We start from the raw sequence: 24,589 nt of genomic DNA, 5'->3' as shown, positions 1-24,589 counted from the left end.
CGACTGTTACCTTTCAGCGCCGTTTGTCACAGGCGGCGCGGCGGCGTGGCGGCGCAGCGCCGCGTCGATTATGTAAATATCCCCATACAAATGGACCGGCCGCGCGATCCGATTCCAACGTCGCGAGCAAATATCCTTCCCGCCCCGAATCTCCCCAACGTCACGACCGTCGCCGCCCCGCGCCGGTATACTTGGCTACTTTGCCCTTGCCAGCCGCTCCCCACCGCCACATGGTGACATCTCTCATCGTCCGACTCGTTGCGTGGTCGGTGCGCCGCCCCGTCTGGGTCGTCGTCCTGTCGCTCGTCATCGCCGCCTTCAGCGGCGTCTACGTCGCGCAGCATTTCAAGATCAACACCGACATCAGCAAGCTCGTCGATGCGGAGCCGCAATGGGCCGCGCTCGGGCAAGCCGTCGACAAGGCGTTCCCACAACGCAACGGCACGATCCTCGCGGTCGTCGAGGCGCCCGCGCCCGAATTCGCGACGGCCGCCGCGCACGCGCTGACCGAAGCGCTGCAGAAGGACGCCACCGCCGGCCGCATCGGCCCCGTCGCCGAGCCGGGCGGCGGACCGTTCTTCGAGCACAACGGGCTGCTGTTCCTGTCGCCGCAGGACGTCACCGATACGACCGCGCAGCTCGCGAGCGCGCGCCCGCTCGTCAACGAACTCGCGAAGAACCCGAGCCTCACCGGGCTCGCCACCACGCTGTCCACCACGCTCGGCCAGCCGCTCCTGACCGGCCAGGTGAAGCTGCCCGCGATGGCGAAGCTGCTCGCTCGCAGCGCCGCGACGGTCGACGACGTGCTGGCCGGCAAGCCGGCCGCGTTCTCGTGGCGCGCGCTGGTCGACAACGATGCCGCGCGGCAGCCCGCGCGCGCGTTCGTCACCGTGCAGCCGGTGGTCAACTACGGCGCGCTGAAGGCCGGCGCGGCGACGAGCCAGGTGATCCGCGACGCGGCCCGGTCGCTCGACCTCGAGAAGCGCTACGGCGCGGCCGTGCGCCTGACCGGCGAACAGCCGCTCGCCGACGACGAATTCGCGTCGGTCGAAGACGGCGCCGCGCTCAACGGCGTGCTCACGCTGCTTGCCGTGCTCGTGATCCTGTGGCTCGCGCTGCGCTCGAAGCGGATGATCGGCTCGGTGCTCGTCACGCTGTTCGTCGGCCTCGTCGTGACGGCCGCGCTCGGCCTCGCGATGGTCGGCTCGCTGAACATGATCTCGGTCGCGTTCATGGTGCTGTTCGTCGGCCTCGGCGTCGATTTCTCGATCCAGTACGGCGTGAAGTACCGCGAGGAACGCTTCCGCGATTCGCGCATCGATCACGCGCTGATCGGCGCCGCGCACTCGATGGGCATGCCGCTCGCGCTGGCCACCGCGGCCGTCGCGGCGAGCTTCTTCTCGTTCATCCCCACCGCGTATCGCGGCGTGTCCGAGCTCGGGCTGATCGCGGGCGTCGGGATGTTCGTCGCGCTGCTGACCACGCTCACGCTGCTGCCCGCGCTGCTGCGCCTGTTCGCGCCGCCGGGCGAATCGAAGACGCCGGGCTTTCCGTGGCTCGCGCCGGTCGACGATTATCTCGATCGCCACCGCAAGCCGATCCTGATCGGCACGCTCGCGGTCGTGATCGGCGCGCTGCCACTGCTCGCGTTCCTGCATTTCGACTTCAACCCGCTGCACCTGAAAGATCCGAACAGCGAATCGATGGCGACGCTGCTCGCGCTGAAGGATTCGCCGGAAGCCGCCGTCAACGACGTCACGCTGCTCGCGCCGTCGCTCGCGCAAGCCGATGCGGCCGCGAAGCGCCTCGACGCGCTGCCCGAAGTCGGCCGCACGACCACGCTGTCGACCTTCATCCCCGCCGACCAGCCGGCCAAGCGCGCGGCGATCGCCGCGGCCGCGAGCGAGCTGCTGCCCGCGCTGACGCAGCCGGCCGCGCCGCCCGCGACCGACGCGCAACGCGTGGCCGCGCTCAAGCGCGTGTCGGATCTGCTGAGCTATGCAGCCGAAGATCACCCCGGCCCGGGCGCCGCCGCCGCGCAGCACCTGTCCGCGTCGCTCGCGAAGCTCGCCGCCGCCGACAGCGCGACGCGCGACCGTGCCGAACGCGCGTTCTCCGATACGCTACGCATCGCGCTCAACCAGCTCGCTTCGCTGCTGCAGCCGCAGGACATCACGCGCGAATCGCTGCCGCCGCAAGTCGTGCGCGACTGGGTCGCACCGGACGGCCACGCGCTCGTGCAGATCTCGCCGAAGGTGCCGAAGGGCGTCGACCCGAACGACGACACGATGCTGCGCCGTTTCGCCAAGGCCGTGAAGGCCGCGGAACCGGGCGCGACCGGCGGGCCGATCTCGATCCTGCATTCGGCCGACACGATCATCAACGCGTTCCTGCATGCGGCGCTGTGGTCGATCATCTCGATCACGATCCTGCTGTGGGTCACGTTGCGCCGCTTCGGCGACGTGCTGCGCACGCTGGTGCCGCTGCTCGTGTCGGGCATCGTGACGCTCGAGATGTGCGTCGTGCTCGGCATGTCGCTGAACTTCGCGAACATCATCGCGCTGCCGCTGATGCTCGGCGTCGGCGTCGCGTTCAAGGTGTATTTCGTGATGGCGTGGCGCGCGGGACAGACGGGGCTGCTGCATTCGAGCCTCACGCATGCCGTGCTGTTCAGCGCCGCGACGACGGCGACCGCCTTCGGCAGCCTGTGGCTGTCGCATCATCCGGGCACGTCGAGCATGGGCAAGCTGCTCGCGCTGGCCCTGACCTGTACGCTGATCGGCGCCGTGGTGTTCCAGCCCGTCCTGATGGGCAAACCGCGCGTCAAACGCGCCAAGAACCAATCGCAAGGAATCAATGAATAAGGTGCGAATCATTGCGGCGACCGTCGCCGCCAGCGCGATGCTGACCGGCTGCGCGACGGGACCGAACCGCAATCCCAACGACCCGCTCGAGCCGATGAACCGGGCGATGTACAAGTTCAACGACACGGTCGACACGAACATCGCCCAGCCGATCGCGAAGGGCTACCAGAAAGTCACGCCGACGCCGGTACGCACCGCGATCAGCAACTTCTTCTCGAACCTCGGCGATCTCGGCAACATGGCGAACAACCTGCTGCAGTTGCGCATCACCGATGCGACGCAGGATCTGATGCGCGTGGCGATGAACTCGGTGTTCGGCGTCGCCGGCCTGATCGACATCGCGACGCCGGCCGGGCTGCCGAAGCATCACCAGGATTTCGGGCTGACGATGGCGCGCTGGGGCATGCCGTCCGGCCCGTATCTCGTGCTGCCCGTGTTCGGGCCGAGCACGATCCGCGACGGCGTCGGCCGCGCGGTGGACGTGCGCTTCAACCTGCTGAACTACATCGAGCCGGCCGCGCGCAATCCGATGTACATCGCGCAGTTCATCAGCGCGCGTTCGGACCTGCTCGGCGCGACCGACCTGCTGAAGCAGGCCGCGCTCGATCCGTATTCGTTCGTGCGCGACGCGTACCTGCAGCAGCGCAAGTCGCTCACGTACCACGGCCAGTCGGCATCGGCCGCGGCGCCGAACTATGCGGAGCCGGGTGAAGCAGGCGCGGTGCCGGCGGCTACGCCGACCATGCCGGGCGGCTTGCCGAACTACGAGGATCCGGGCGAGTCGGGCGGCGCATCGGGCGCCACGCCGAACAACGCACCGGCCGCGCCGGGATTGCCGCAGTACGAGGATCCGGGTGCGGATAGTGCGATGCCCGCGAGCGCGCCGGCGGCTGCATCGGTCCCGGCATCGTCGGGCGCCACGACGGCGCCGGCCGCCAACGGCGCGCCGATCGCGCCGGCGATGCCGACGCTGCCCGCGAGCAATCCGGCCGCGCAGTAACGCCACCACGGCGACCGCGCAAGAACAAAGCGCGCTGCATCATGCAGCGCGCTTTTTTTGTCCGCGCAAAACGCGAAGAGGGGAGAAAAAGCGGCGCGCGCCGCTCAAACGATCCGCATCGCGCCCGCCCGCTCGAACGCGTGGCGCGCCTGGATCAGCGTCGTGCGCGCCGCGCGCGCGTCGCTCGCGACCTGCAGCAGCGGGCCGAGCTGCGACGGCTGCTTCAGCAGTTCGCGCAGGATCGGCAGGATCGCCGTGCTGCCGTCGTCGCGCAGGCCGGCCGTCGCCGCACGCGGCAGCGTGCGCCACGCCGGATCGACGATCGCGCGGCACACCGCGAACGGCACGCCGCGCGCGGCCGCGAAGGCCGCCGCGATGTGCGACTCCATGTCGACGGCCAGCGCGCCCTTCGCGTGATGCAGCGACGCCTTGTCCTGTTCGTTGACGACCGGCGCGCCGACGGCCGCCATCGTGCCGCGCGTGACGCGCGCCCACACCGGCGTGTCTTGCAGCGCGGCGACGAGCCGCGCGCTCCAGCCCGCATCGGTCTCCACGCGGCCGAACGGCCCGTCGATCGCGTTCGCGATCACGAGCGCACCGGGCGCGAGATCGGGCGCGAGGCCGCCCGCCGTGCCGAAGCTCACGATACCCGCGCAACCGTGCGCGGTCGCATCGGCGAGCGCGCGCTCGAGCCGGTCGGCCCGCGCGGCGAACACCGCTTCGACGCCGTCACCGCGCGCGATGCGCGCCTCGAACGCCATCCCCGTCACCGCGATGACGGGCAATGCGCCGTTGTGCTGCGTCGTCGCCACGCGTTACATCCCGACCGTCACGCGCGTCGCGTTCGCGCGCTTCAGGTTGCGGTAGCGCGCGAGCGCCCACAGCGGGAAGAACTTGCGATAGCCGTGGTAGCGCAGGTAGAACACGCGTGGGAAGCCCGTCGCGGTGAAGCGCGTCTCGTCCCACAGGCCTTCTTCGTTCTGCTGGGCAACCAGGTAGTCGACGCCGCGCGCCACGGCCGGGTTGTTCACTTCGCCGGCCGCCATCAGGCCGAGCAGCGCCCAGGCCGTCTGCGACGCCGTGCTCGGCGCCTGCTCGTAACCGCGGTAGTTCAGCTTGTAGCTGTCGCCGTCCTCGCCCCAGCCGCCGTCCTTGTTCTGGATCGACAGCAGCCACTGCGCGCCGCGCTTCATGCGCGGGTCGTCCGGCGTCAGGCCGGCCGCGTTCAGCGAGCACAGCGCGGTCCACGTGCCGTACACGTAGTTCATCCCCCAGCGGCCGTACCAGCTGCCGTCCGGCTCCTGTTCCTTCAGCATGTAGTCGAGCGCGCGGCGGGCCGGCTCGCTGTTCAGCGGCGTCTCGCCGAGCTGCGACAGCATCGACAGGCAGCGCCCCGACACGTCGGCCGTCGGCGGATCGAGCAGCGCGCCGTGATCGGAGAACGGAATGTTGTTCAGGTAGTACTGCGTGTTTTCCGGTTCGAACGCGCCCCAGCCGCCGTCGCTGCTCTGCATGCCGACGACCCATTCGCGCGCCCGCGCCATCGATTCGCGATACGTGTCCGATTGCGTGAGCTTTTGCGCGCGATCCATCGCCATCACGACCACGGCCGTATCGTCGACGTCCGGGTAGTGCGCGTTCGCGTACTGGAACGCCCAGCCGCCGGGCCGCACGTTCGGGCGGCGCGAGATCCAGTCGCCGCGCACGTCGAGAATCTGCAGCGGGCGCAGCCATTCGAGGCCGCGCAGCACGGCTTCCTGCGCACGCGCATCGCCGGTTTCGAGCAGCGCATGCGCGGCGAGCGACGTGTCCCACACCGGCGACAGGCACGGCTGGCAATACGCTTCATCGTCGTGCACGACGAGCAGCTTCTCGACCGACTTGCGCGCGATCGCGCGGTTCGGATGATCTTCCGCATAGCCGAGCGCGGCGTACATCATCACCGAATTGGCCATCGCCGGATAGATCGCACCGAGGCCGTCCTCGCCGTTCAGGCGCTCGTCGACGAACGACACGGCCTGGCGGATCGCGCGTTCGCGCGTGTAGCTCGGGAACAGCCCGTCGACCGCGCGCAGCGCATGGTCGACCACGCGGAAGAACGCGAACCAGCCCGGGCTCTGATGCCCCTGGCGCGGCAGCAGCCCGGCGTTGACCGGCGGGTCGATGAACAGCTCGTCGATGCGCACGCCGCGCGGGTTCTTCGCAAGCGGTCGCTTCGCGTTCAGCACGAGCAGCGGCACGATCACGGTGCGCGCCCAGTACGACACCTTCGACAGGTGGAACGGGAACCACTGCGGCAGCAGCATGATCTCGACCGGCATCATCGGCACCGCGCGCCACGGAATCGCACCGTACAGCGCGAGCTGGATGCGCGTGAACACGTTCGACATCTCGGCGCCGCCCATCGCGTGGATCGCGCGGCGCGCGCGCTGCATGTGCTCGGCATTCTCATCGTCGCCGATCACCTTCAGCGCGAAGTAGGCCTTCACGCTCGCGCTGATGTTCGGCGCACCGTCGGTGAACAGCGGCCAGCCGCCGTCGGCCTGCTGGATGCGGCGCAGATACTTGCCGATCTTCTGTTCGAGCTCGAGGTTCGGCGTCTCGCCAAGATAGTGGACGAGCAGCACGTATTCGGCGGGAATCGTCGAATCCGCCTCGAGTTCGTAGACCCAGTGGCCGTCCGCTTGCTGCGCGGCCAGCAGCGCGTCGGTCGCCCGCGCGACGGCCGCGTCGACGCCGGCCGGCACGGCGCCGGCGGACAAGGTAGCCATTTCGGTGAGATCGTTCATCGGTCCCTCTCTTTATTGCGTCTGGAGCACGTCCGCGGCCAGCTGGCCGGAACGGATCGCGCCCTCGATCGTGGCGGGCAAGCCGGTGGCAATCCAGTCGCCCGCCAGTACAAGATTGGTCCAGCGCGTACGCACGGCCGGACGTTTCATTTCCTGCGACGGCACCGCCGCAAAGCCCGCGCGCGGCTCGACGACGAGCTGCCACGCGGGGATGGTTTCCGGGTTCGCGCCGGTCACGCGCGCGACGTCTTCCCAGATGCGCCGCGCGAGCGTGTCGCGCGGCATGTCGAGCCAGCGGCCCGCATCGCGGATCGTCGCCGCGAGCTGGCCGTCGCCGCTCCGCACCGCATCGACGACGCCGTTGACGACGGTCGTCTGCAGCGGATGGCCGGCCGACGCTTCGACCGCGAAATACGCGGTCACGACCGCGCTGAACGTGTCGGGCGCGGCGAGTTCCGGCACGAGCGGCTGCGCGACCTCGGGCGGCACGGCCAGCACGACCGCGTCGCCCGGCGCGAGATCGATGCGCTCGCCGCCGATCGACACCGCATCGACCGCATTGCCGTGCGCGCCGAACTCGAACGCGTCGAGCCGCGAATTCAGGCGAATCTGCGCGCCGCCGTACTGCAGCATCCGCAGCGCCGGTTCGACGAACGCGCTGCCGAGCCCGCGGCGCGCGACGCGCGGACGGCAACCGGGGCCGCCCGCGGCGAACGTGCCGCACAGCGCGGCGCGCGCGAGCTCGGCGCTCGCGTGGCGCGGCTCGATATTCAGTACCCCGAGGAAGTACGGCCGCAGCCAGCGATCCCACAGCACGCCGTCGCATCGCATCGTCTGCGCGAGCGAGCGGCCCGTGCGGGCGAGCGCGAGCGGCGCAAGCGCGAGGTAGTCGAGCGGCGTCGTGCCCGGCGCGCGCGACGCGGCATCGAACAGCCACGACGGCCAGCGGCCGTTGCCGAAGCGCAGCGTCCAGCGCTGTTGCGACGCGATGTCCATCACCGGGAATTCAGCCAGCGCGGGCCCGGCGAGCTGATCGGCCGCGCCGATCGCGCGCAGGTAGCGCTGCGTCGCCGGCTGTCCCGCGAAAACCGTGTGCAGCCCGCTGTCGAGCGTCGTGTTCAGCGTCCCGTCGAACCACGACCGGCAGCGGCCGCCGGCGTGCGCATGCGCATCGTGCAGCACGATGCGCCGCCCGCGCCGTTGCAGCTCGACCGCGGCCGACAAGCCCGCGAGTCCTGCGCCGATCACATGGACGGTTCTGGGCATCGCGTCGGTCGACTCAGAACAGCGCGTAGCGCGCGGCGATCATCAGCATGCGCGCCTTCGGCTTGCGCAGCGGGGCGCGCGGCGCGGCAAAGCCGCGTGCGATCGCGGCCTCGAGAATGCAGCGATACGCGCCCGACATGATGCGCGGCGCCTTCACCTGCGCACGCGGGCAGGTATCCATCACCGCGTCGGCCTGGCGGAAGTGCTCGAGCGCGCGCTCGACGAGCGTCGCGCACACGCGCGGCAGCGCCGGATCGCGCACGATCGTCGCCGGATCGGTGATCGCGATGCCTTCGCGCGCGAGCAGTTCGCGCGGCAGGTAGCAGCGGTTGATCGCCGCGTCGTCGTCGATGTCGCGCAGGATGTTCGTCAGTTGCAGCGCGCGGCCGAGGTGGTGCGACAGCGTGATCCCTTCGGCTTCCGGCATCCCGAAAATCCTCACCGACAGCCGGCCGGCCGCGCTCGCGACGCGGTCGCAGAAGAGGTCGAGTGTCGGCTCGTCGGGCGCGCAGATGTCTTCCGCCGCGTCCATCGCCATCCCGTCGATCATCGCGTGGAAATCGTCGCGCTGCAGGTTGAACGCGCGGATCTCGCGATCGAGCGCGGCCAGGTGACGCGGCGGGCGGCCGGCGAAGCATGCGTCGATGTCCGCGCGCCAGCGATCGAGGCCCGCGTTGCGCTCGGCGCGCGGCAGGTCGCTGTCGGCGATGTCGTCGACCGCGCGGCAAAACGCGTAGACCTGGAACATCGCATCGCGCTGCACGGCCGGCAGGATGCGCATCGCCAGATAGAAAGAACTGCCCGATGTGACGGCAGCGGCGTCGGTTTCTTGTTCGTCCACGACGGAATGGGAAACGGCCAAGACGAGCTCCACGGAGACACCCACGCGGGGCGATTGAAGAAGCCATGCCCGGCTGGGATGGTCAGGGCGTCGAATGCGTGCGAGATATGCGAACGATCGACGCAGACAGGCACAAATTACCGGCCGGAAGCCGGAATTGGCCGAAAGTATAGCAATCTTTGAAGTTCGATGGCGGACACGCGCCCTGTCTGGCGGGGCCTTCAGCGCTGTCGGGAGGCCCGCACAGCCGGCCTTGGCGAACCGGCGCCGCGCGGTGCGTCAGCCGTAGACGATGTCGCGCTGCAGATCGAGCGCGATGAGTCCCATTTCGCGCGTGAGCTGCAGCATCGAGCGGCGCTCGAGGCGCGAGCCCATGAAGCTCGTCACGCGGCCGTCGGGCTCGGCGGTGAACTGGAAAACCGCGCCGCCGGTGCCGAACCACGCGCCCGGCACGTCGGGCGATTCCTGCCAGTCGATCTGCTCGAACACGCGCGCGATGCCCGCCCGCACCAGATCGCCCGGGCCGATCGGCGGCGCGATGTCGCCCAGGTCGTCGAGCGAATAGGGGCCGGGTTTGTTCGGCTTCCGATAGAAGAGATAGTCGACGTTCATGGGGCGCAATCGCAGGTAAAGCAACAAATTAGCGCGCTTCGGCACAAATTCAAATCGGATCCCGACGAAATGTGGCCTGCGCGACACAAAGGGACGGATCGTTGCCGGCATCGAAACGCGCCGCGCGATCGCGTCTCGATGCCGGCCGGTTCGTCTAAGATGACACCTTTCCCGCAAAAAATACGGACACCATGGAGACGCACGACACCGCCACCCCGCAGGCCGATCATCCCGTTTTCGTGCTCGTGCACGGCGCGTGGCATGGCGCGTGGTGCTACGCCCACGTCGCGGCCGCGCTGGCCGCGCGCGGTTACCTGTCGATCGCGCGCGACCTGCCCGCGCACGGCATCCATGCCCGCTTTCCCGCGTCGTATCTCGCCCGGCCGCTCGACCAGGACGCGTTCGGCGCCGAGCCGTCGCCGGTCGCGAACACCACGCTCGACGAATACGCGACGCAGGTGATGCAGGCCGTCGACGACGCGTACGCGCTCGGCCGCGGCAAGGTCGTGCTGGTCGGGCACAGCATGGGCGGCCTCGCGATCACGGCGGCCGCCGAACGCGCGCCGGAGAAGATCGCGAAGATCGTCTATCTCGCGGCGTTCATGCCCGCGTCGGGCGTGCCGGGCCTCGACTACGTGCGCGCGCCGGAAAACCAGGGCGAGCTGCTCGGCCCGCTGATGCTCGCGAGCCCGCGTGTGGCCGGTGCGCTGCGCGTCGATCCGCACAGCGGCGACGCCGCATATCGCGAACTGATGAAGCGCGCGCTGTACGAAGACGTGCCGCAGGCCGATTTCGATGCGGTCGCGAACCTGATGAGCTGCGACGTGCCGGCCGCGCCGTTCGCGACCGCGATCCCGACGACCGCCGCCCGTTGGGGCGCGCTCGACCGTCACTACATCAAGTGCCTGCAGGATCGCGTGATCCTGCCCGCGCTGCAGCAGCGCTTCATCGACGAAGCCGACGCGTTCGCACCCGGCAACCCGACCCACGTGCACCAGCTCGACAGCAGCCACTCGCCGTTCGTGTCGCAGCCGGCCGTGCTGGCCGGCGTGCTCGCCGACATCGCGAAGGGTTGAGCAGGGCGGGCGCGGCCGGTCACGCGTACGCGACCGACCGATCGCGCCCGAGCCGCTTCGCGCGATAGAGCGCGGCGTCGGCCTCGTTGACGAGCACGTCGCAGGTCAGTGCGCCGGCTTTCGCGCACGCGCCGCCGACGCTCGCCGTGACCGGCACGCTGACGCCCTCGGCGTCGACCGGCAGGCTGCCGATCGCGTCGCGCACCTTGTCGGCCACCCGCATCGCCTCGTCGAGATTCGTGCACGGCAGCAGCAGCGCGAATTCCTCGCCGCCGAACCGGCCGAACGTATCCTGTCCGCGCACGATCGACGCGACGCGGCGCGCGGTTTCGCGCAGCACGGCGTCGCCCGCCGCATGCCCGAAGCGGTCGTTGATCGTCTTGAAGTGGTCGAGATCGAACAGCAGCACCGACAGGTCGCCGCCGTAGCGCTGCCAGCGCGCGAATTCGTCGCCGAGCCGCGCCTCGAAGAAGCGCCGGTTCGCGATGCCGGTCAGCCCGTCGCGATTCGCGTGTTCGCGCAGCTTCGCGACCGCTTCCTCGCGCTCCCGTTGCATCACGCTCACATGCGTGACGTCCGAGATCGTCACGCACACGGCCTCGACGTCGCGGCCGCGCGTGAGCGGCATGAACGTGCAGTCCTGCTGCATGTAGTCGACGCCGCCCGTGATCGGCCGGTCGTGCTCGAAGCGAAACAGGTAGGGCCGCTGCTCCCACGAACTGAACGCGAAGCTGCCGAGCTGGAACACGCTCTCGAGCTTGCGCGACAGCCACGCGTGCGGCAGGTCCGGAAAGCAGTCGAACAGGTTGCGGCCGATCACGTCGGCGGCCGGGATGCCGCTGTGGTCCTGCATGAAGCGATTCCACATCAGGACGGTCATCGAACGGTCGAGCACGAACAGGCCGAAGCCGACCCGCTCGATCACGAGGTCGCTCAGCGACGGGGCGGCGGCCGTCATAGCGCGGACAGCAACGCGTCGAGCGCGTCGCCCATCAGCCGGATCGAATCCTCGGCCATCAGCATCACGAAATGCGCGCGGAACGTGTGGTCCTCGAGCCCGAAGTTCACCTCCAGCAGCAGCGCGACGCTCCACCCGAGTTCGTTCGGCTGGAACACGTCGTCGAACGACACGTTCGCGCCGAGCAGCCCCGGCGGAAAGAACACGGGCTTGCGGCCGAGTTCGTCGAGGATCGACGCGACGCACGCGCCCATCAGCACGTTGGCGACGTCGAACACGAGCTCGTCCGGCGTCGCCATCCCGCCGTACACGCCGTCGCCGAACGTGCGGTCGACGACCGACATGAGCCGCGCGACGCCCGCCGTGCGGCACAGCACGATCGCCTCGCCCTTGATGTCGGAACGGAAGCCCTGGCGCACGGCGGTCACGTTGTCGTGGATGCCCGTCATCTCGCGCAGCGCGTCGCCCGCGTCGGCCGCTTTCACGACGCGCACGCGCGGCACCGACAGCTCGATGAAATGCCCGAGCAGCAACGCCAGCCGCGCGGCGGCGCGGCCCATTGCAAGGTTGGCGATCTCCTGCAACGCGTCGCGTTGCTCCGCCGTGAACACCGATTCAGGCATACAACCCATACTCCTTAAGAATGGGCAGCAATGCCTCCGACGTCACGGGCTTGGCAACGAATGCGATCGCGCCCAATTCACGCACGCGTGCTTGCGCCTGCGGCTGGATATCGGCGGATACCACGATCACGAACGTGTTCAGATCTTCGTGGCGCAGTGTTTCCAGGACCTGATATCCGCTCATGTCGGGCATCGTCAGGTCCAGAAACATCACGGAAGCTTTGCCGTCACGATAGAGCGCCAAGGCCTCGCGACCATTCGCTGCATACGCGACGTCAACGTCCCAGTCTCCCGGCAGCGCCTTTGTCAGAAGTTTGCGAGCGAGCAGCGAATCGTCGGCAATTACAATCGGCAAAGGCATGGGGCGATGCGGTATACGGAATGGTCTCTCTCGCGTTAACGACCGCGCGGCGCACTTCTTTAGTGCCATGCGTTTCGGGCGCGGGCAACCGCCTTGCGGCCGCGCACGGGCGCCGCGACGCAGATGCGCGCGACGCACCGCGCGGCATCGCCGGCGGGCGCATATATCTGTCATAGGGAAAGCAAGGCGCGATTCTCGGAGTAAACCGGAGGCGATGCAACTCGCCATTTTCACCATTTCGAACAGAATCGATCCGATCGCGGGCCATTCCGAAAACAGCCGCGACCATTTTCGAGATAAGCACGCAAAATTTTTCCTTGTGTACGTTTGCGCTGCCGGATTCGTCGCGTTTTCAATCTGACGGTTTACCGCTGTCACATGCGACGGGATGACGCCCGTACGGCGCCGCGCGGCGGGCCGTCGCAACTCGTTTATGATGGCAGACACCTCTGCCTCACCCGCTTTCCTCGATGACGTCCGAACGGCCTGCCGACTCCCGCGCCCCCGCCCCCCCTCCCGCCGACGACTGGCAGGACGACGGCAGCTACGCGTCCGGCGCACCGGAGCACGATTTCGCGGTGCGCCGCGTCACGCTGATCGTGCTGCTCGTCGCGGCGATCGTGCTGCCGTGCATCTACGTGGTGGTGATGGCGTACAACGACCTGAAGGCGCGCGAGGCCGCCGCGAGCGACGTGACGATGCGCACGGTGCGCGTCGCCGAGGAGCATGCGCTCAAGGTGTTCGACCTGAGCGAAACGCTCGATGCGCGCATCGTCGACCTCGTGCAGGACATGGACGACGCGACCGTGCGCAGCAGGGAATCCGACATCCACGAAGCGCTGAACACGATCGGCGGCGGTTATCCGCAGGTGGCGGCCGTGTCGATCTTCGGCGCGAGCGGGATGCTGCTCGCCAACAGCCTCTACTATCCGGCGCCGTACGCGTCGATCGCGAACCGCGACGACTTCGCCGGCATTCGCGACGGCAAGGTCATCGAACACATCTCGCGGCTGATGATGGGGCCGCTCAAGCTCGAGAACATCCCCGTGTTCAACACGGGCGTCGCGCGGCGCCATAGCGACGGTTCGTTCGCCGGCATGGTGTCGATCGCGCTGAAGTCGTCGTATTTCAACGCGTTCTACCGCGACCTGCTCGGCGGCGCGAGCACGCCGATGACGATGGCGCTCGCGCGCTCGGACGGCGCGGTGATCGCGTCGTATCCGCCGCCGCCGTCGCTCGCGCACACCGATCGCTCGATCACGTTCGGCAATGCGCGCAACGATCCGCGCGCCGGCGTCGTGCGCGTGCGCCACGACGGCGCGAGCAGCGAGATCGTCGCGTATCGCCAGGTCGGCAGCTATCCCGTCTACGTGAGCTGCGCGTACCGCACGTCGGCGATCTGGCATGAATGGTACGAACACCTGAGCGTGCTGTTCCTCTCGATGTTCGCGCCGTCGGTCGCGCTGTGGTCCGTGATCTGGCTGTCGCTCAAGCGGCTGAAGGCGGAAGAAGAGGCGTGGGACCGCTGGCAGGCCGAAGCGTCGATGCGGCGCTCGATCGAATCGGCGTACCGGCAGTCGCGCAAGATGCAGGCGCTCGGCAATCTCGTCGGCAGTGTCGCGCACGACTTCAACAACCTGCTGATGATCATCTCGAGCAACGTGCAGATCGCGCGGCGGCGCGGCGTCCAGCATCTCGACAAGGAGCTCGGCGCGATCGAACGCGCGCTGAAGAACGGGCAGTCGCTCACGCGCCAGCTGCTCGGCGTCGCGCGCAAGCAGCCGCTGCACAACGAGACGATCGACGTCGGGCAATGGGTCGGCACGTGCCGCGAACTGCTGAAGACGTCGCTCGGGTCGAAGTCGTCGCTGGTCGTCGCGATCGAGCCGGGCGTCTGGCCGATCCGCGTGGACGTCGCGGAGCTCGAGCTCGCGGTGATCAACCTCGCGGTCAACGCACGCGATGCGATGGCGACCGGCGGACGCTTCACGGTCGGTGCGCGCAACGTCACGCTGCGCCGCGAGGACGGCTTCCCGCTGACCGGCGACTTCGTGCAGATCTCGCTCGACGACACGGGTTCGGGCATGGCGCCCGACGTGCTCGCCCGCGCGTTCGAGCCGCTGTTCACGACGAAGGCGCAGGGGATGGGGACGGGGCTCGGCCTGCCCCAGGTATTCGCGTTCTGCGAACGCTCGGGCGGCCTCGCGACGATCGACAGCGCGGTCGGCGCGGGTACCTCGGTGCGTCTGTATCTGCCGCGCGCGCGCGCCGAGGATGTCGTCGCGCGGCCGGCGGCCGTCGCGCACGATGCGGGGAGCGGCGCGCTCGCCGGCCTGCACGTGCTGCTCGTCGAGGACAACGGCGAAGTCGCGGCCGGCACGGAGGCGCTGCTGTCGCTGCTCGGTCATCGCGTGACCTATGCGCCGACTGCCGACGACGCGTTGCGCCTGATCGAAGGCGCCGCCGCGAACGATGCGTTCGATCTCGTGATTTCGGACATCCACATGCCGGGCCGCCTGAACGGCATCGATCTCGCCGAAGCGATCGAGAAGCGGCCGGGGAAACTGCCCGTGATTCTCGTCACGGGTTATGCGGAGGAACTCGACCGCACGCGCACCGTCAACGTCCGCGTGCTGTCGAAGCCGTTCGACATCGCGCTGCTCGACGAGATCCTGCTCGGCATCCGCGAAGCGCGCGACGCACGCCACGCCGGCGCGTGACCCGCTGCGGGCGGGCCGGCGCCGGCGGCGTGAACGGGGGTGGCGATCAGGCCGGCGACATCACGCCGACTTCAGCAGGCGCACCCAGCTCGCGTAGCGATCGACGAAGCCTTGCAGGAACTTGCGGGTGTCCTCGCTGACGATCTGCCCCTGGTCGTCGATGCGCGCCGGATCGTGCTTGATGAACATCTCCGGCTGACCGAGCGTCTTCACGTCGAGGTACGCGAGCACGTTGCGCAGGTGCTGCTGCGCGAGCGCGGTTCCCACCGCGCCCGGCGACGTGCCGAGCACCGCGCCCGGCTTGCCCGACCAGGAGTTGGAACCCCACGGGCGCGAACCCCAGTCGAGCGCATTCTTCAACACGCCCGGAATCGACCGGTTGTACTCGGGCGTGACGAACAGCAGCGCGTCGGCGGCTTCGATCGACTGCTTGAAGCGTTTCGCGACGTCCGGGAAATCCGCGTCGTAGTCCTGGCTGTACAACGGCAGCTCGCCGATCTCGACGAACTCGAACGAGAAATCGGCGGGGGCGAGCGAGATCACGGCGTGCGCGAGCGCACGGTTCGTCGACGCGCGACGCAGGCTGCCGACGACGACCGCAATACGATAGGACATGGCATTCTCCTTCCGGTGAGTGAGGAATCGGATCGATTGCTTCCGAATGAGCGACAAAGGTCTGTTTATAGGCAAGCCAGCCCGCGAGCCGTCCCACGGGGCCGTCCGGCCGACTTTCCACAAGGTTTTCCACAGAAATTGTGGATAACTCGACCGTTATGTTCTGACGTTACAGATTGCCCGCCGCGTGTCGGCGTCGACGCGCGCGACAGGGTTCGGCAAGCATAGCGCAGCGCGGCGACCGGCTTCGTGAAATCGTGACGGAACATTGCGTTGCAGGCCGGCACCGCGCCCAGTAAGCTGCTCGCACCGCGACGCGCCCGCTCCGTGACGCACGCGCGGTCGCCTCGAGACACTGCCACCCAGACATGCCGTCCGCATACGACGACCCCACCTATCTCGCGCAACTGCGGCGCGACCTGCTGCGCTTCGCGCGACTCCAGCTCCGCGACGCCGACGCGGCCGAAGACGCCGTGCAGGAAGCGCTGGCCGCCGCGTGGTCGCATGCCGGCGATTTCGCCGGACAGTCGGCCCACAAGACCTGGGTGTTCGGCATCCTGCGCAACAAGTTGATCGACGTGCTGCGCGCACGGCAGCGGATGGTGAGCCTGACCGCGCTCGATGCGGAACTCGACGGCGAATCCGTGCTCGATCGCGAACTGTTCAAGGACAACGGTCACTGGGCCGCGCACGCGAAACCGCGTCCGTGGCCGAAGCCCGAAACGCTGTTGCAGCAGCAGCAATTCTGGACGCTGTTCCAGGCGTGCCTCGACCATCTGCCGGAGCAGATCGGACGCGTGTTCATGATGCGCGAATTCCTCGATGTCGAGATCGTGGACATCTGCAGTGAATTGACGCTGACGACGAATCATTGCAGCGTGCTGCTGTATCGGGCGCGCACGCGCCTGCGAACCTGCCTGAGCGAAAAAGGACTGACGACCGAAGATGCTGCCGGGGAAATGTACTGACGTGACGCGACTGCTGTCGGATGCGCTCGATCGGCGTCTGACGCTGCACGAGCGCCTGCAGGTGCGCGTGCATCTGCCGACCTGCAGCGGATGCCGCGCCTATCGCGGACAGATCGCGCTGTTGCGGACGGCGGCGAAAGCGGCGGCCGGGCGGGAGCCGGACGGTGACGATGGATCGTCCGGTGGGGGCTAGGCGTCGCGGTGCCTGCCGACGCATCGTTCCGGTGGTGGCTGGCGGGTGCGGCCCGGCGAGCGCGTCGGCGTGGATTGCCGTTGCGCGTGCCGGGCTGGAGCGCGTTGATGCAATAAGAAAAATACGCGCGGCAAGAATTATTCGAACAGCGCCTTCACCGACTCGGGCGGGCGACCGATAGCCGCCTTGCCGCGATACACGACGATGGGGCGTTGCAGCAGAACCGGATGAGCGACGATCGCTCCGTAGGCTTCGGCGTCGGTCAGATCCGCGCGGGCCAGATTCAACGCCTTGTACGGCTCCTCACCGTCGCGCAGCATGTCGCGGACCGGGCGGCCGAGCTGCTTGTGCAGCGTGTCCAGTTCCTCGACAGTCGGCGGCGTCTTCAGGTACTCGACGACATTCAGCGGCGCGCCGGCGGTATTCAGCGACTCGACCAACGCAAGCGTCTCGCGGGATTTCGAGCATCGGGGGTTGTGGTAGATCGTGATCATCGTTCAAGGCAGGAGGGGTGAGGCCTGTATTGTAGCGAGTCTGCATCGAGGGGCCTGATGGGGGGCAATCGAGATCGGTGTGGGGTTCCTCTTGATAGGTCGCTGAGGCGGTTTCGGTTTGGCGATGCGCAGTGATCGCGAGAGGGGAGTGTCCTGTGTTCGGCGACGCGTCGAAGAGTGGTTGTTTATGCGCATAAAGTCGGGCGGGTGGCTTCGCGGGGCCGACGACCGGCGCAGCCGATGTCCCGTGAGGGCTGTCTCGTGAGGGCTGTCTCGGGTGGCGAAAGGGGTATGCGATTGCGGAACACGCCGGGTAGGTTTATGCGCATAAAGCGCGCGATTGCCGGGCGAGGTACAGCGTGGCTCGTGGCATGGACATATGTCGACACGCAACGGCACTGCGCGATGGCTATATCGATAGACCGTCGTCCCCGACATGACGTCATTGCCCGCCTAACTCAGGCGTAGTCTCTGTCCAACCCTTCGTCGCGGTCCATCGTTGCCTCTGGTTTATGCGCATAAACACTACGGCCCGGCAGGACATTGCCTCCATGCACGTCCATTCAACGACGCACCTCGTGATCTACGCACCTGACTACGACACGCAGCTCACGCCGGTCGCTCGCGAGTGAATACCATGCGCTCTAGCGACGAAGCCCATCGATCGGCCTCCGCAGTCTTTATGCGCACAAACTCGCGGCTCGCAGGCAACACGGCTCGTCCCGCGAAAGGAGAGAGCGTCGAGATATCTCTGCCACGAACGGCCCCGACGATACGCCCATGAAGACGTAATCCTGAGCAGGGCATCGATCACTCGGCATCAGCCGCTTCCTCTTCACCACACCGTCCAAACGAGCCATCGAACATCCACCGCTCGTTTATGCGCATAAACCGATCGTCCGAATGGCCAACGCGTAGTTGTCGAACGACAATTTCATTGAAATTCAAATATCGTCCTGTAGAATTCCAACGACCAAAACAGGAGTGAAAATTGGCCGCGGAAATCATTGCAGTCACTCAACAAAAAGGTGGCGTCGGCAAAAGCACGATTGCCATGCATCTCGGCGCCGCGTTCCATGAAAAAGGGAAGCGCGTCCTCGTCATCGACGCAGACCGTCAAAACACGCTCGTTCACTGGTCGAGCGCATCCGGCGACAGCGACAACGGCATCCCGTTTCCGGTCGTCAACCTTGCCGAGGCCGACGGCCAGATCCATCGCGAGATCAAGAAGTTCATCAACGACTACGACATCATCGTCGTGGACTGCCCGCCGTCGATCACCGAGAAAGTCTCCGGTGTCGTCCTGCTGGCCGCGTCGATTGCCGTGATTCCGACGTCGTCGTCGCCGGCCGACTACTGGTCGAGCGTCGGGCTGGTCAAACTGATTCAGCAGGCGCAGGTGATGAACGAAGACCTCCGCGCGGTCTTCCTGCTGAACAAGACCGAAGAGAAGCGCATGCTGACCCGTGAGCTCAAGCGTGCGCTCGAGGAACTCGGCTTCCCGCTGCTGAAGACGCAGATTCCGACTCGGGAAGCGTACAAGCAGGCGATGGCGCTCGGTCAGACCGTGCTGCAGATGAACGATCGTGGCGGCAAGCTGGCCGCCGCCGAAATTCGCGCATGCGCCGACGAAATCGTCGCCATGCTGCCCTGACTTTATGCGCACAAAGGAGTCACATGAAACCCTCCCAATTTGCCAAAGGATTCCAAGCGCGCCCGGATATCACGACGAGCGAGAAGCGCACGGCGCTTGATCGGCTCAATGCGATCGACGGCATCGTCAAGTCCGAGACGCCGACCCCGGCGCCGACCAAATCCGCGAAGAAGGACATCGCACCGCCGCCTGCTCCGGAATTCACGATCGATCCGTCGATCGACGAATCGCAGCAATATCGCGCGTGGCGTCTCGAGAATCGCTATGCACCCGGGCAGGTGATCGAGCTGCCGCTGAAGGCGATCAAGCATAGCCCGTTCAACCCGCGGCACTTCTATCTGAAATCGTCGATTGCCGAACTCGCGGTCAACCTCGCGAAGCAGGGGCAGCAGCAGGCGATCCACGTGATTCCGGATTACGACAACCCGGGCACGTATTTCGTCAGCGATGGCGGGCGTCGCGTGCGGGCGCTGAAGGAAGCGAACAAGGAATCGGTCAAGGCGATCGTGATCGATGTGCCGATCGGCATCCAGAGCTACAAGCTCGGCTACGACCTGAACGTTCAGCGCGATTCGCAGACGGTGTTCGACAACGCCGTCGTGTGGCGCCGCTTCCTCGACGACAAGCATTTCCAGAGCCAGAAAGAACTCTCCGAGCATCTCGGCCTCGACGAGTCGACAGTGGCCGTCGCGCTGTCGATCGGCAAGTTGCCGGAAGCGATCATGCAGGAAATGGTCGCACGCCCCGATCGCTTCGGATCGAACATGGCGTATCAGGTCGGCCGCTATCACAATGCGCGCGGCACCGAGGCCACGCTGCGGCTGATCAACAAGATCGTGTCGGACGATCTCAGCACGCGCCAGGTGTCGGACATCGTCAAGGGTCGCGTCGCGGCACAGGAGACGCCGAAGCCTGCAGGCCGTCAGCGCTATGCGCAGCGTCTCGAGATCAAGCTCGGCGGCAAGTCGGTCGGCGACCTGAAGTCGTATGGCGAAGACCGCATCGAATTGCGCCTGCGCGGCCTCCCGAAGGACAAGCGCGACGCGATTCTCGAGCAGCTCGAGCGGATGCTGTTGTCGGAGTGAGGGAAACGGCTCGCAGGGCCTATTGAGGGCGCCGGTCCCGCCCGATCAGGGGGCGGAGCCGGCGGCGGCCCGTCAACGGGCCTGAGCGGGCCTCAAGCGGCCCGCGACTGGTTCAGCGTGAACGACAGCAGGTCGCCGTCCGTCGGCTCGCCCCAGGTCTTCTGGGCCAGCCAGTCGAAAAAGGCCGTCTCGGCCAGCTTGGAATCGAGGCCGCGCTTGCGCCAGTCGTCGCGCAGATGCGAGCCCATCGTCGGCAACGCCTCGGATTCGAACGACTCGCGCGCCACTTCGCGCTCCGCGTCGCCCTGCTCTTCGTACAGCACTTTCGCTTCCTTGCGGCGGAACGCCGCGAACTCGCTCAGCAGGCGGGCCTTCAGATCGTCCGGCTGGGCAGCCGCGACCTTCGCGGACGGCGTGCCGGCAGGCAGCGCATCGACCGATTCGACCGGCGGCGCATACCCCTTCTTCAGCGCATCCTTGAACAGCGCCGGCGCGCTGCGCACCGGCGGGAGCGTCGTGCTGCGCATCCGCTGCTCGGTCATCTGCAGTGCGGCGCGAATCCGGTTTTCCTCGCTGTCCGCGTAGAGCGTCTGCGCTTCCTTCAGCGGGATCCCGAGCTTCACCATCCGGTCGACCAGCGTGCTGTCGAACACGTTCGGATGTTCGTCGAGCGCGAGCATCGGCTGCTTGCGCTCGGTCACGCGGAACTGGATCTCGGCAACCCGGCGCCCTTCGCGGTGCTCGATCAGCTCGACGAAGATGTTGGTGACCGCGTTGACTTCCGCGATCGCCGGGCGCAGGTAGTCGCGCTTGAAGTACTTGTACTCGCGCTTCGCTTCGTCGCCGGCTTCCGTGTCGGGTGTGCCCGACAGGATCGGCCGCCACCATTCCCACGGCTCACGCATCGTCAGGTGGCTCGGGTTCGTCAGGTAGCGCACGCAGATCTCGTACAGCGCGAGACCCGCGCTGCTGCGCAGCTGGCTCTGGAACTGCAGGCTCAGACGCGCGTACTGGACCGGGTCGAGCAGCTTCTTCTTGATCTTCGGCGCGAACGAGAATTCGACCCACACGCGGCGGGTGGTCGGATCCTCGAGAATTTCCGCATCCGCGATCAGCGTGGAGATCCCCCACTTGCGGCCAGGCTTCTGGCTCGACGTCCCCGTGCTCCATTCGACCTGCACCGACACCATGCGGCGCAGGTGTTCCTTCACCAAGGCGGTGTCGTTCGAATCGAAAGCGGAGTTGGCGACGATGTCCGACAGCAGTGCGCGATACGTATCGCCCGAGTCGTCGGCCTGCTGCGCGACGGCCAGCAGGACATTGAACAGCTTGCGAGTGAGGAGCGTGATCTTGCCGCTCTTCGGCTGAATGGCGATCGCCTCGACGGCCTTTCGCAATTCGGCTGAACTGGCACTCACCACATCCACATCGGTTTTCTTGGCGCGCTTCGTCGTGGCCATACGTCGGGTCGGAGGAGAAGTTTCCCGGAAGGATAGCGCCTGCGGTGATGTGCGTCCAGAACGACATGCTCACCATAGCCGGTGAAGCGCGCCGGCAAAACGGCACTCACCCGAACGGCTCCCGAAAACGCTCACCGGTCCGCCGTTGCGGCGTTCCGGACTCTTCCAGACGTGCCGCGGCATGCGCCGATTCACAGAATTTCACCTGTGCTCGACACGTGCGGAATTGGCTCCCGTATCGGCTCACCTTTCGATTTGTCGTAATTTTGCGACTGCGCAGCCGTGAGTTCGACACCGGCTCGCGATTGCACCTCACCGGATCTCGTCGACCGCCGCCCAGCGGGCCTGTATGCATGTACAGGCGTGGCGCGCCGGGAGATCGATTCGGCTTCGACACATGCAAAAGCGCCGTCGAAACCGGCACGCGCAGCCCGATCAGCGCGTGTTTGGCCAGCCCGGGCGCGCATTGTACAGCGCGCAAATCGTATCCGGTCCCGAAAATACTCACCTCAAGCACAGCCTGCTGATTCATCCGGCTACCGACGAACGCCCGACCCGCGCGGGATCGGCTGCCAACGACTCCTGAAAACGCTCACCTTACCGACGAAATGCGGCACAGCAGCGGGCACGGAAAACGCTCCCGAAAAACCTCACCGTAACCGGCGCGGTATCAAAAACTCCAATCTCTTCCGATACTTATGCACAGTAGGCATTTGGCTGTGCCGCGCCAGGATCCCCCGAAAAACCTCACCTTTGGACCGGAATCCTTCATACGACAACCGTATGTCAGCCCCCGAAAAATCTCACCTGTGCCAAAAAGTGGCACAGCAAAAACGAGATTTCTTCCAGTCCTGGCGGGCTTTTCAGCGAATTTGGCCGGCAACAGGTCCCGAAAAGCCTCACCTTTGCCCATTTTTTCAGCACCTGCGGCTCCCGGAAAATCTCACCTGTAAGCCGGATCACGGTCTGTGATCCATGCCCCGAAAAAGCTCACCTTAACGGGATCGGGACAGGAAAACCCGGATTTCCCTCCCGAAAAACCTCACCTTTGGGGCATCACAGGCTCCCGAGAGCACTTTTGCTGTGCAAAATGGCGTTCGCTTCCCGGAAATCCTCACAGCAAATTCCCGTGGAGTCCCGTGAAACCTCACCTTTCGTCAAATCTGCCCAAAAGATGGGCAAAATCGGGGCGTGAAGCGGGTCCTGCAAATTCTCACCTATGTCTGCACAGGCAGAAAACTGTGCAGTCAGGCACAGCGCGGGTTCCATGGCTGTGAGGCCCCGAAAACCCTCACCTTTGGGAAAACGCGTGTTTTACTGTGATCCCGAATCCGCTCACGACCCTTCCTGCAACGGCTCACGCAGCTCCCCGAACCCCATCACGTCAGCTCCCGCAGAAGGTCACCTTGGCTCCCGTAAAACTTCACCTTGTCGGCCGGAAAGCCTTGCTCCATAAGGCTGTGCCGTGGCGTTAACGTTTTTAACTAAGGGTTCAAGGGTGTTTACTTCTAATACTCTCAAGACATCGGCTGACGAGTTTTCCACAGACACCCAACCCCTGAACACCGACCGGCAACCGGATCCGGTGTCATGTGAAACAAAGGCCGAAATTCGCGGTTCGGTGGAAAATGCTTGCAAGACAAGGACTTGGCTGATTTTCTTCGCTTTGTTTCACGGAATTCCGAGCCTCCTTCGACCAGATGGGCTTATGGATCCGATTTCTGTGCAAAACGACGTAAATTCACAACGGACCCTCGAAACAAGTATCAATAAATACGTATTTCGTTATGATTGCAACATTTCATAGTTTGCGAGTGTGGTCATGACCCTGGACGAAATGCGTCAAGTCATTCGGGAAGAACTGGAATCGCTGCGCGCAAGCGGTGCACGGCGCCAGGAACTGTCACTGCATGCGTGCAAACGCTTGTTCTTCGATCTCGGCATCCGGCCCTCGGCCGCCAACGTCCGCGATCTCACCCAGACCGGCAGCGCCAGTGACATCCCGAAAGACATCGACCATTTCTGGGAGCGCATTCGTTCCGCGTCCAAGATCAGGCTGGACGGCGCGGCGATCCCGAAAGCCGTCGAGGAAAAAGCCGGCGCGTTGCTGAGCGCACTCTATGAAGAAGCATTGAAAGCGGCGCGCGACAGCCTCGATGGCGACCGCGAGCAGGTTCGCGCCGACATGGCCGAAGCCGAACAGCGGTTGCGTGACGCAACCGTCCGCCAGGAAACGCTCGAAGGGGCGCTCGCGCGCGGGGAAGCGAGAAACGAACAATTGCAGGCGCGGGTGACCGAACTCGAGGTTCAGCTCGCGTCGCAAACGACTCACGGTTCGGCAAGCGAAGCAACTTTGCTCACCACAGTCGCACGACTGGAAAAGGAACTGGCCGCGGCTGCCGGCCGGATCGAAGCCGAACAGGCACAGAACGCCGCCCTGCGCGACCGCATCGATGCGCTGCAAGCCGAATTACAGCAGCGTACCGAGCACTATGCGCAGCAAATCAAGGATGCGGTGGCCGAAGCCGAGCGTCGCGTCAAACCGATGCTGGTCGAACTGGACTCGTTGCGCAGCATGGCGTCGACTTACCAGAGCGGGTTGCGCGACGTCCAGCGCAAGGAGTTCGATTTCCTGCAGCAATTGAGTTCGGCCAAGGCGCGCGCCGACCGGCTCGAAGAACAGCTGCGTACGCAGAGCGACGAACTGGAGCGCGCAACGCGTGACGTGAGTTCGTTGCGCGCGAACTGCGGAATGAATCCGGAAATCGCCGCGCTGATCCGGCGCCTGGCCGAGGCGGGACAACTCGACGCGGATGCGTATGCCGCGATCGGCACCGCGCTGGATCACGAGATTCCGGCGCCGACCCAGTGCCCGCATTGCGATGGCGAACCGGAACTGTCGCACGGCGACGAAGGTTTTGAAGTCGCGTGCCCCGAGTGCGAGCACGCTTCCGGCACCTGGCCGTCCCGCTTCGAAGCCGTCGCGCGTTTTGCGCACACCTGACCGGGA

The 24,589-nt window shown here is 66.3% G+C and carries 20 protein-coding genes; 9 read left to right on the top strand and 11 right to left on the bottom strand.

Going from position 1 to position 24,589, the window contains the following annotated elements; genetic code table 11:
• Positions 1 to 230: 230 nt before the first annotated feature.
• Both H0X95_RS08540 and H0X95_RS08535 read left to right on the top strand, forming a co-directional pair.
• The gene (locus tag H0X95_RS08540; RefSeq protein ID WP_059722227.1) at positions 231 to 2,864 is read left to right on the top strand and encodes an MMPL family transporter; all 2,634 of its coding nucleotides are present in this window, start codon (positions 231 to 233) and stop codon (positions 2,862 to 2,864) included.
• Positions 2,857 to 3,864 (top strand): MlaA family lipoprotein, encoded by a 1,008-nt coding sequence (locus tag H0X95_RS08535; RefSeq protein ID WP_062910155.1) that lies wholly within the window; start codon positions 2,857 to 2,859, stop codon positions 3,862 to 3,864. The genes H0X95_RS08540 and H0X95_RS08535 overlap by 8 nt, the downstream gene beginning before the upstream one ends.
• Before the next feature lie 104 nt (positions 3,865 to 3,968).
• Here H0X95_RS08535 and H0X95_RS08530 read toward each other — a convergent pair whose 3' ends face one another.
• The 5 genes from H0X95_RS08530 to H0X95_RS08510 all read right to left on the bottom strand — a co-directional run bounded on the left by H0X95_RS08530 (position 3,969) and on the right by H0X95_RS08510 (position 9,372).
• Positions 3,969 to 4,676, bottom strand: a complete 708-nt coding sequence (locus H0X95_RS08530; RefSeq protein ID WP_080403554.1) for a phosphorylase — start codon at positions 4,674 to 4,676, stop codon at positions 3,969 to 3,971.
• 3 nt (positions 4,677 to 4,679) lie between these two features.
• On the bottom strand, positions 4,680 to 6,653 hold the full coding sequence (shc, locus tag H0X95_RS08525; protein WP_006482092.1) for a squalene--hopene cyclase: 1,974 nt from the start codon (positions 6,651 to 6,653) through the stop codon (positions 4,680 to 4,682).
• Positions 6,654 to 6,665: 12 nt separating this feature from the next.
• Positions 6,666 to 7,919, bottom strand: a complete 1,254-nt coding sequence (gene hpnE / locus H0X95_RS08520; protein WP_012493654.1) for a hydroxysqualene dehydroxylase HpnE — start codon at positions 7,917 to 7,919, stop codon at positions 6,666 to 6,668.
• A gap of 13 nt (positions 7,920 to 7,932) precedes the next feature.
• Positions 7,933 to 8,781: a presqualene diphosphate synthase HpnD gene (hpnD, locus tag H0X95_RS08515; protein ID WP_006485179.1), complete on the bottom strand. Its 849-nt coding sequence runs from the start codon at positions 8,779 to 8,781 to the stop codon at positions 7,933 to 7,935.
• Positions 8,782 to 9,039: 258 nt separating this feature from the next.
• On the bottom strand, positions 9,040 to 9,372 hold the full coding sequence (locus H0X95_RS08510) for a hypothetical protein (RefSeq protein ID WP_006480205.1): 333 nt from the start codon (positions 9,370 to 9,372) through the stop codon (positions 9,040 to 9,042).
• A 191-nt stretch (positions 9,373 to 9,563) separates the two neighbouring features.
• Here H0X95_RS08510 and H0X95_RS08505 point away from each other — a divergent pair, with 191 nt between their 5' ends.
• The gene (locus H0X95_RS08505; protein ID WP_006485162.1) at positions 9,564 to 10,448 is read left to right on the top strand and encodes an alpha/beta fold hydrolase; all 885 of its coding nucleotides are present in this window, start codon (positions 9,564 to 9,566) and stop codon (positions 10,446 to 10,448) included.
• A gap of 19 nt (positions 10,449 to 10,467) precedes the next feature.
• On the opposite strand, the gene H0X95_RS08500 is transcribed toward H0X95_RS08505, so the two are convergent.
• The 3 genes from H0X95_RS08500 to H0X95_RS08490 are packed head-to-tail and all read right to left on the bottom strand — an operon-like array spanning position 10,468 to position 12,390.
• A complete protein-coding gene (locus H0X95_RS08500) occupies positions 10,468 to 11,406 on the bottom strand; it encodes a GGDEF domain-containing protein (protein ID WP_006485173.1) in 939 nt (312 codons plus the stop codon).
• Complete coding sequence (locus tag H0X95_RS08495) at positions 11,403 to 12,029, bottom strand: chemotaxis protein CheC (RefSeq protein ID WP_006496234.1); 627 nt, start codon at positions 12,027 to 12,029, stop codon at positions 11,403 to 11,405. The genes H0X95_RS08500 and H0X95_RS08495 overlap by 4 nt, the downstream gene beginning before the upstream one ends.
• Positions 12,022 to 12,390 carry a response regulator gene (locus H0X95_RS08490; protein ID WP_011548759.1) on the bottom strand — a complete coding sequence of 123 codons (369 nt, stop codon included), beginning with the start codon at positions 12,388 to 12,390 and terminating at the stop codon, positions 12,022 to 12,024. The genes H0X95_RS08495 and H0X95_RS08490 overlap by 8 nt, the downstream gene beginning before the upstream one ends.
• A 470-nt stretch (positions 12,391 to 12,860) precedes the next feature.
• Here H0X95_RS08490 and H0X95_RS08485 point away from each other — a divergent pair, with 470 nt between their 5' ends.
• Positions 12,861 to 15,110, top strand: coding sequence for a hybrid sensor histidine kinase/response regulator (locus H0X95_RS08485; RefSeq protein ID WP_012493655.1), 2,250 nt, complete (start codon positions 12,861 to 12,863; stop codon positions 15,108 to 15,110).
• A gap of 60 nt (positions 15,111 to 15,170) precedes the next feature.
• Here the strand turns inward: H0X95_RS08485 and H0X95_RS08480 are convergent, their stop codons facing one another.
• Complete coding sequence (locus H0X95_RS08480) at positions 15,171 to 15,725, bottom strand: NADPH-dependent FMN reductase (protein WP_006485152.1); 555 nt, start codon at positions 15,723 to 15,725, stop codon at positions 15,171 to 15,173.
• A gap of 368 nt (positions 15,726 to 16,093) precedes the next feature.
• Here H0X95_RS08480 and H0X95_RS08475 point away from each other — a divergent pair, with 368 nt between their 5' ends.
• Positions 16,094 to 16,693 carry an RNA polymerase factor sigma-70 gene (locus H0X95_RS08475; protein WP_006496230.1) on the top strand — a complete coding sequence of 200 codons (600 nt, stop codon included), beginning with the start codon at positions 16,094 to 16,096 and terminating at the stop codon, positions 16,691 to 16,693.
• Entirely contained in the window at positions 16,671 to 16,886 is a 216-nt protein-coding gene (locus tag H0X95_RS08470) for a zf-HC2 domain-containing protein (RefSeq protein WP_006485156.1), read from the top strand. The genes H0X95_RS08475 and H0X95_RS08470 overlap by 23 nt, the downstream gene beginning before the upstream one ends.
• 137 nt (positions 16,887 to 17,023) lie before the next feature.
• Here H0X95_RS08470 and arsC read toward each other — a convergent pair whose 3' ends face one another.
• A complete protein-coding gene (arsC, locus tag H0X95_RS08465; RefSeq protein ID WP_006485155.1) occupies positions 17,024 to 17,380 on the bottom strand; it encodes an arsenate reductase (glutaredoxin) in 357 nt (118 codons plus the stop codon).
• A 991-nt stretch (positions 17,381 to 18,371) separates the two neighbouring features.
• Between arsC and parA the strand changes: the two genes are divergently transcribed.
• Together parA and H0X95_RS08455 are read left to right on the top strand one after the other, a co-directional pair.
• Positions 18,372 to 19,034 (top strand): ParA family partition ATPase, encoded by a 663-nt coding sequence (gene parA, locus H0X95_RS08460; RefSeq protein WP_006480195.1) that lies wholly within the window; start codon positions 18,372 to 18,374, stop codon positions 19,032 to 19,034.
• Positions 19,035 to 19,057: 23 nt separating this feature from the next.
• Complete coding sequence (locus H0X95_RS08455; protein ID WP_006485146.1) at positions 19,058 to 20,119, top strand: ParB/RepB/Spo0J family partition protein; 1,062 nt, start codon at positions 19,058 to 19,060, stop codon at positions 20,117 to 20,119.
• Between the two features lie 92 nt (positions 20,120 to 20,211).
• On the opposite strand, the gene H0X95_RS08450 is transcribed toward H0X95_RS08455, so the two are convergent.
• On the bottom strand, positions 20,212 to 21,579 hold the full coding sequence (locus H0X95_RS08450; RefSeq protein ID WP_006480193.1) for a replication initiation protein: 1,368 nt from the start codon (positions 21,577 to 21,579) through the stop codon (positions 20,212 to 20,214).
• Positions 21,580 to 23,401: 1,822 nt separating this feature from the next.
• On the opposite strand from H0X95_RS08450, the gene H0X95_RS08445 reads away from it, so the two are divergent.
• Positions 23,402 to 24,583 carry a DNA-binding protein gene (locus H0X95_RS08445; RefSeq protein ID WP_059722229.1) on the top strand — a complete coding sequence of 394 codons (1,182 nt, stop codon included), beginning with the start codon at positions 23,402 to 23,404 and terminating at the stop codon, positions 24,581 to 24,583.
• Positions 24,584 to 24,589 lie beyond the last annotated feature (6 nt).

This window comes from Burkholderia sp. 9779_493 (assembly GCF_015712215.1).
Classification (GTDB): domain Bacteria; phylum Pseudomonadota; class Gammaproteobacteria; order Burkholderiales; family Burkholderiaceae; genus Burkholderia; species Burkholderia cenocepacia.
Note: the sequence above shows the minus strand (reverse complement) of the source record. Positions and strands in the feature narration are given on the sequence as shown.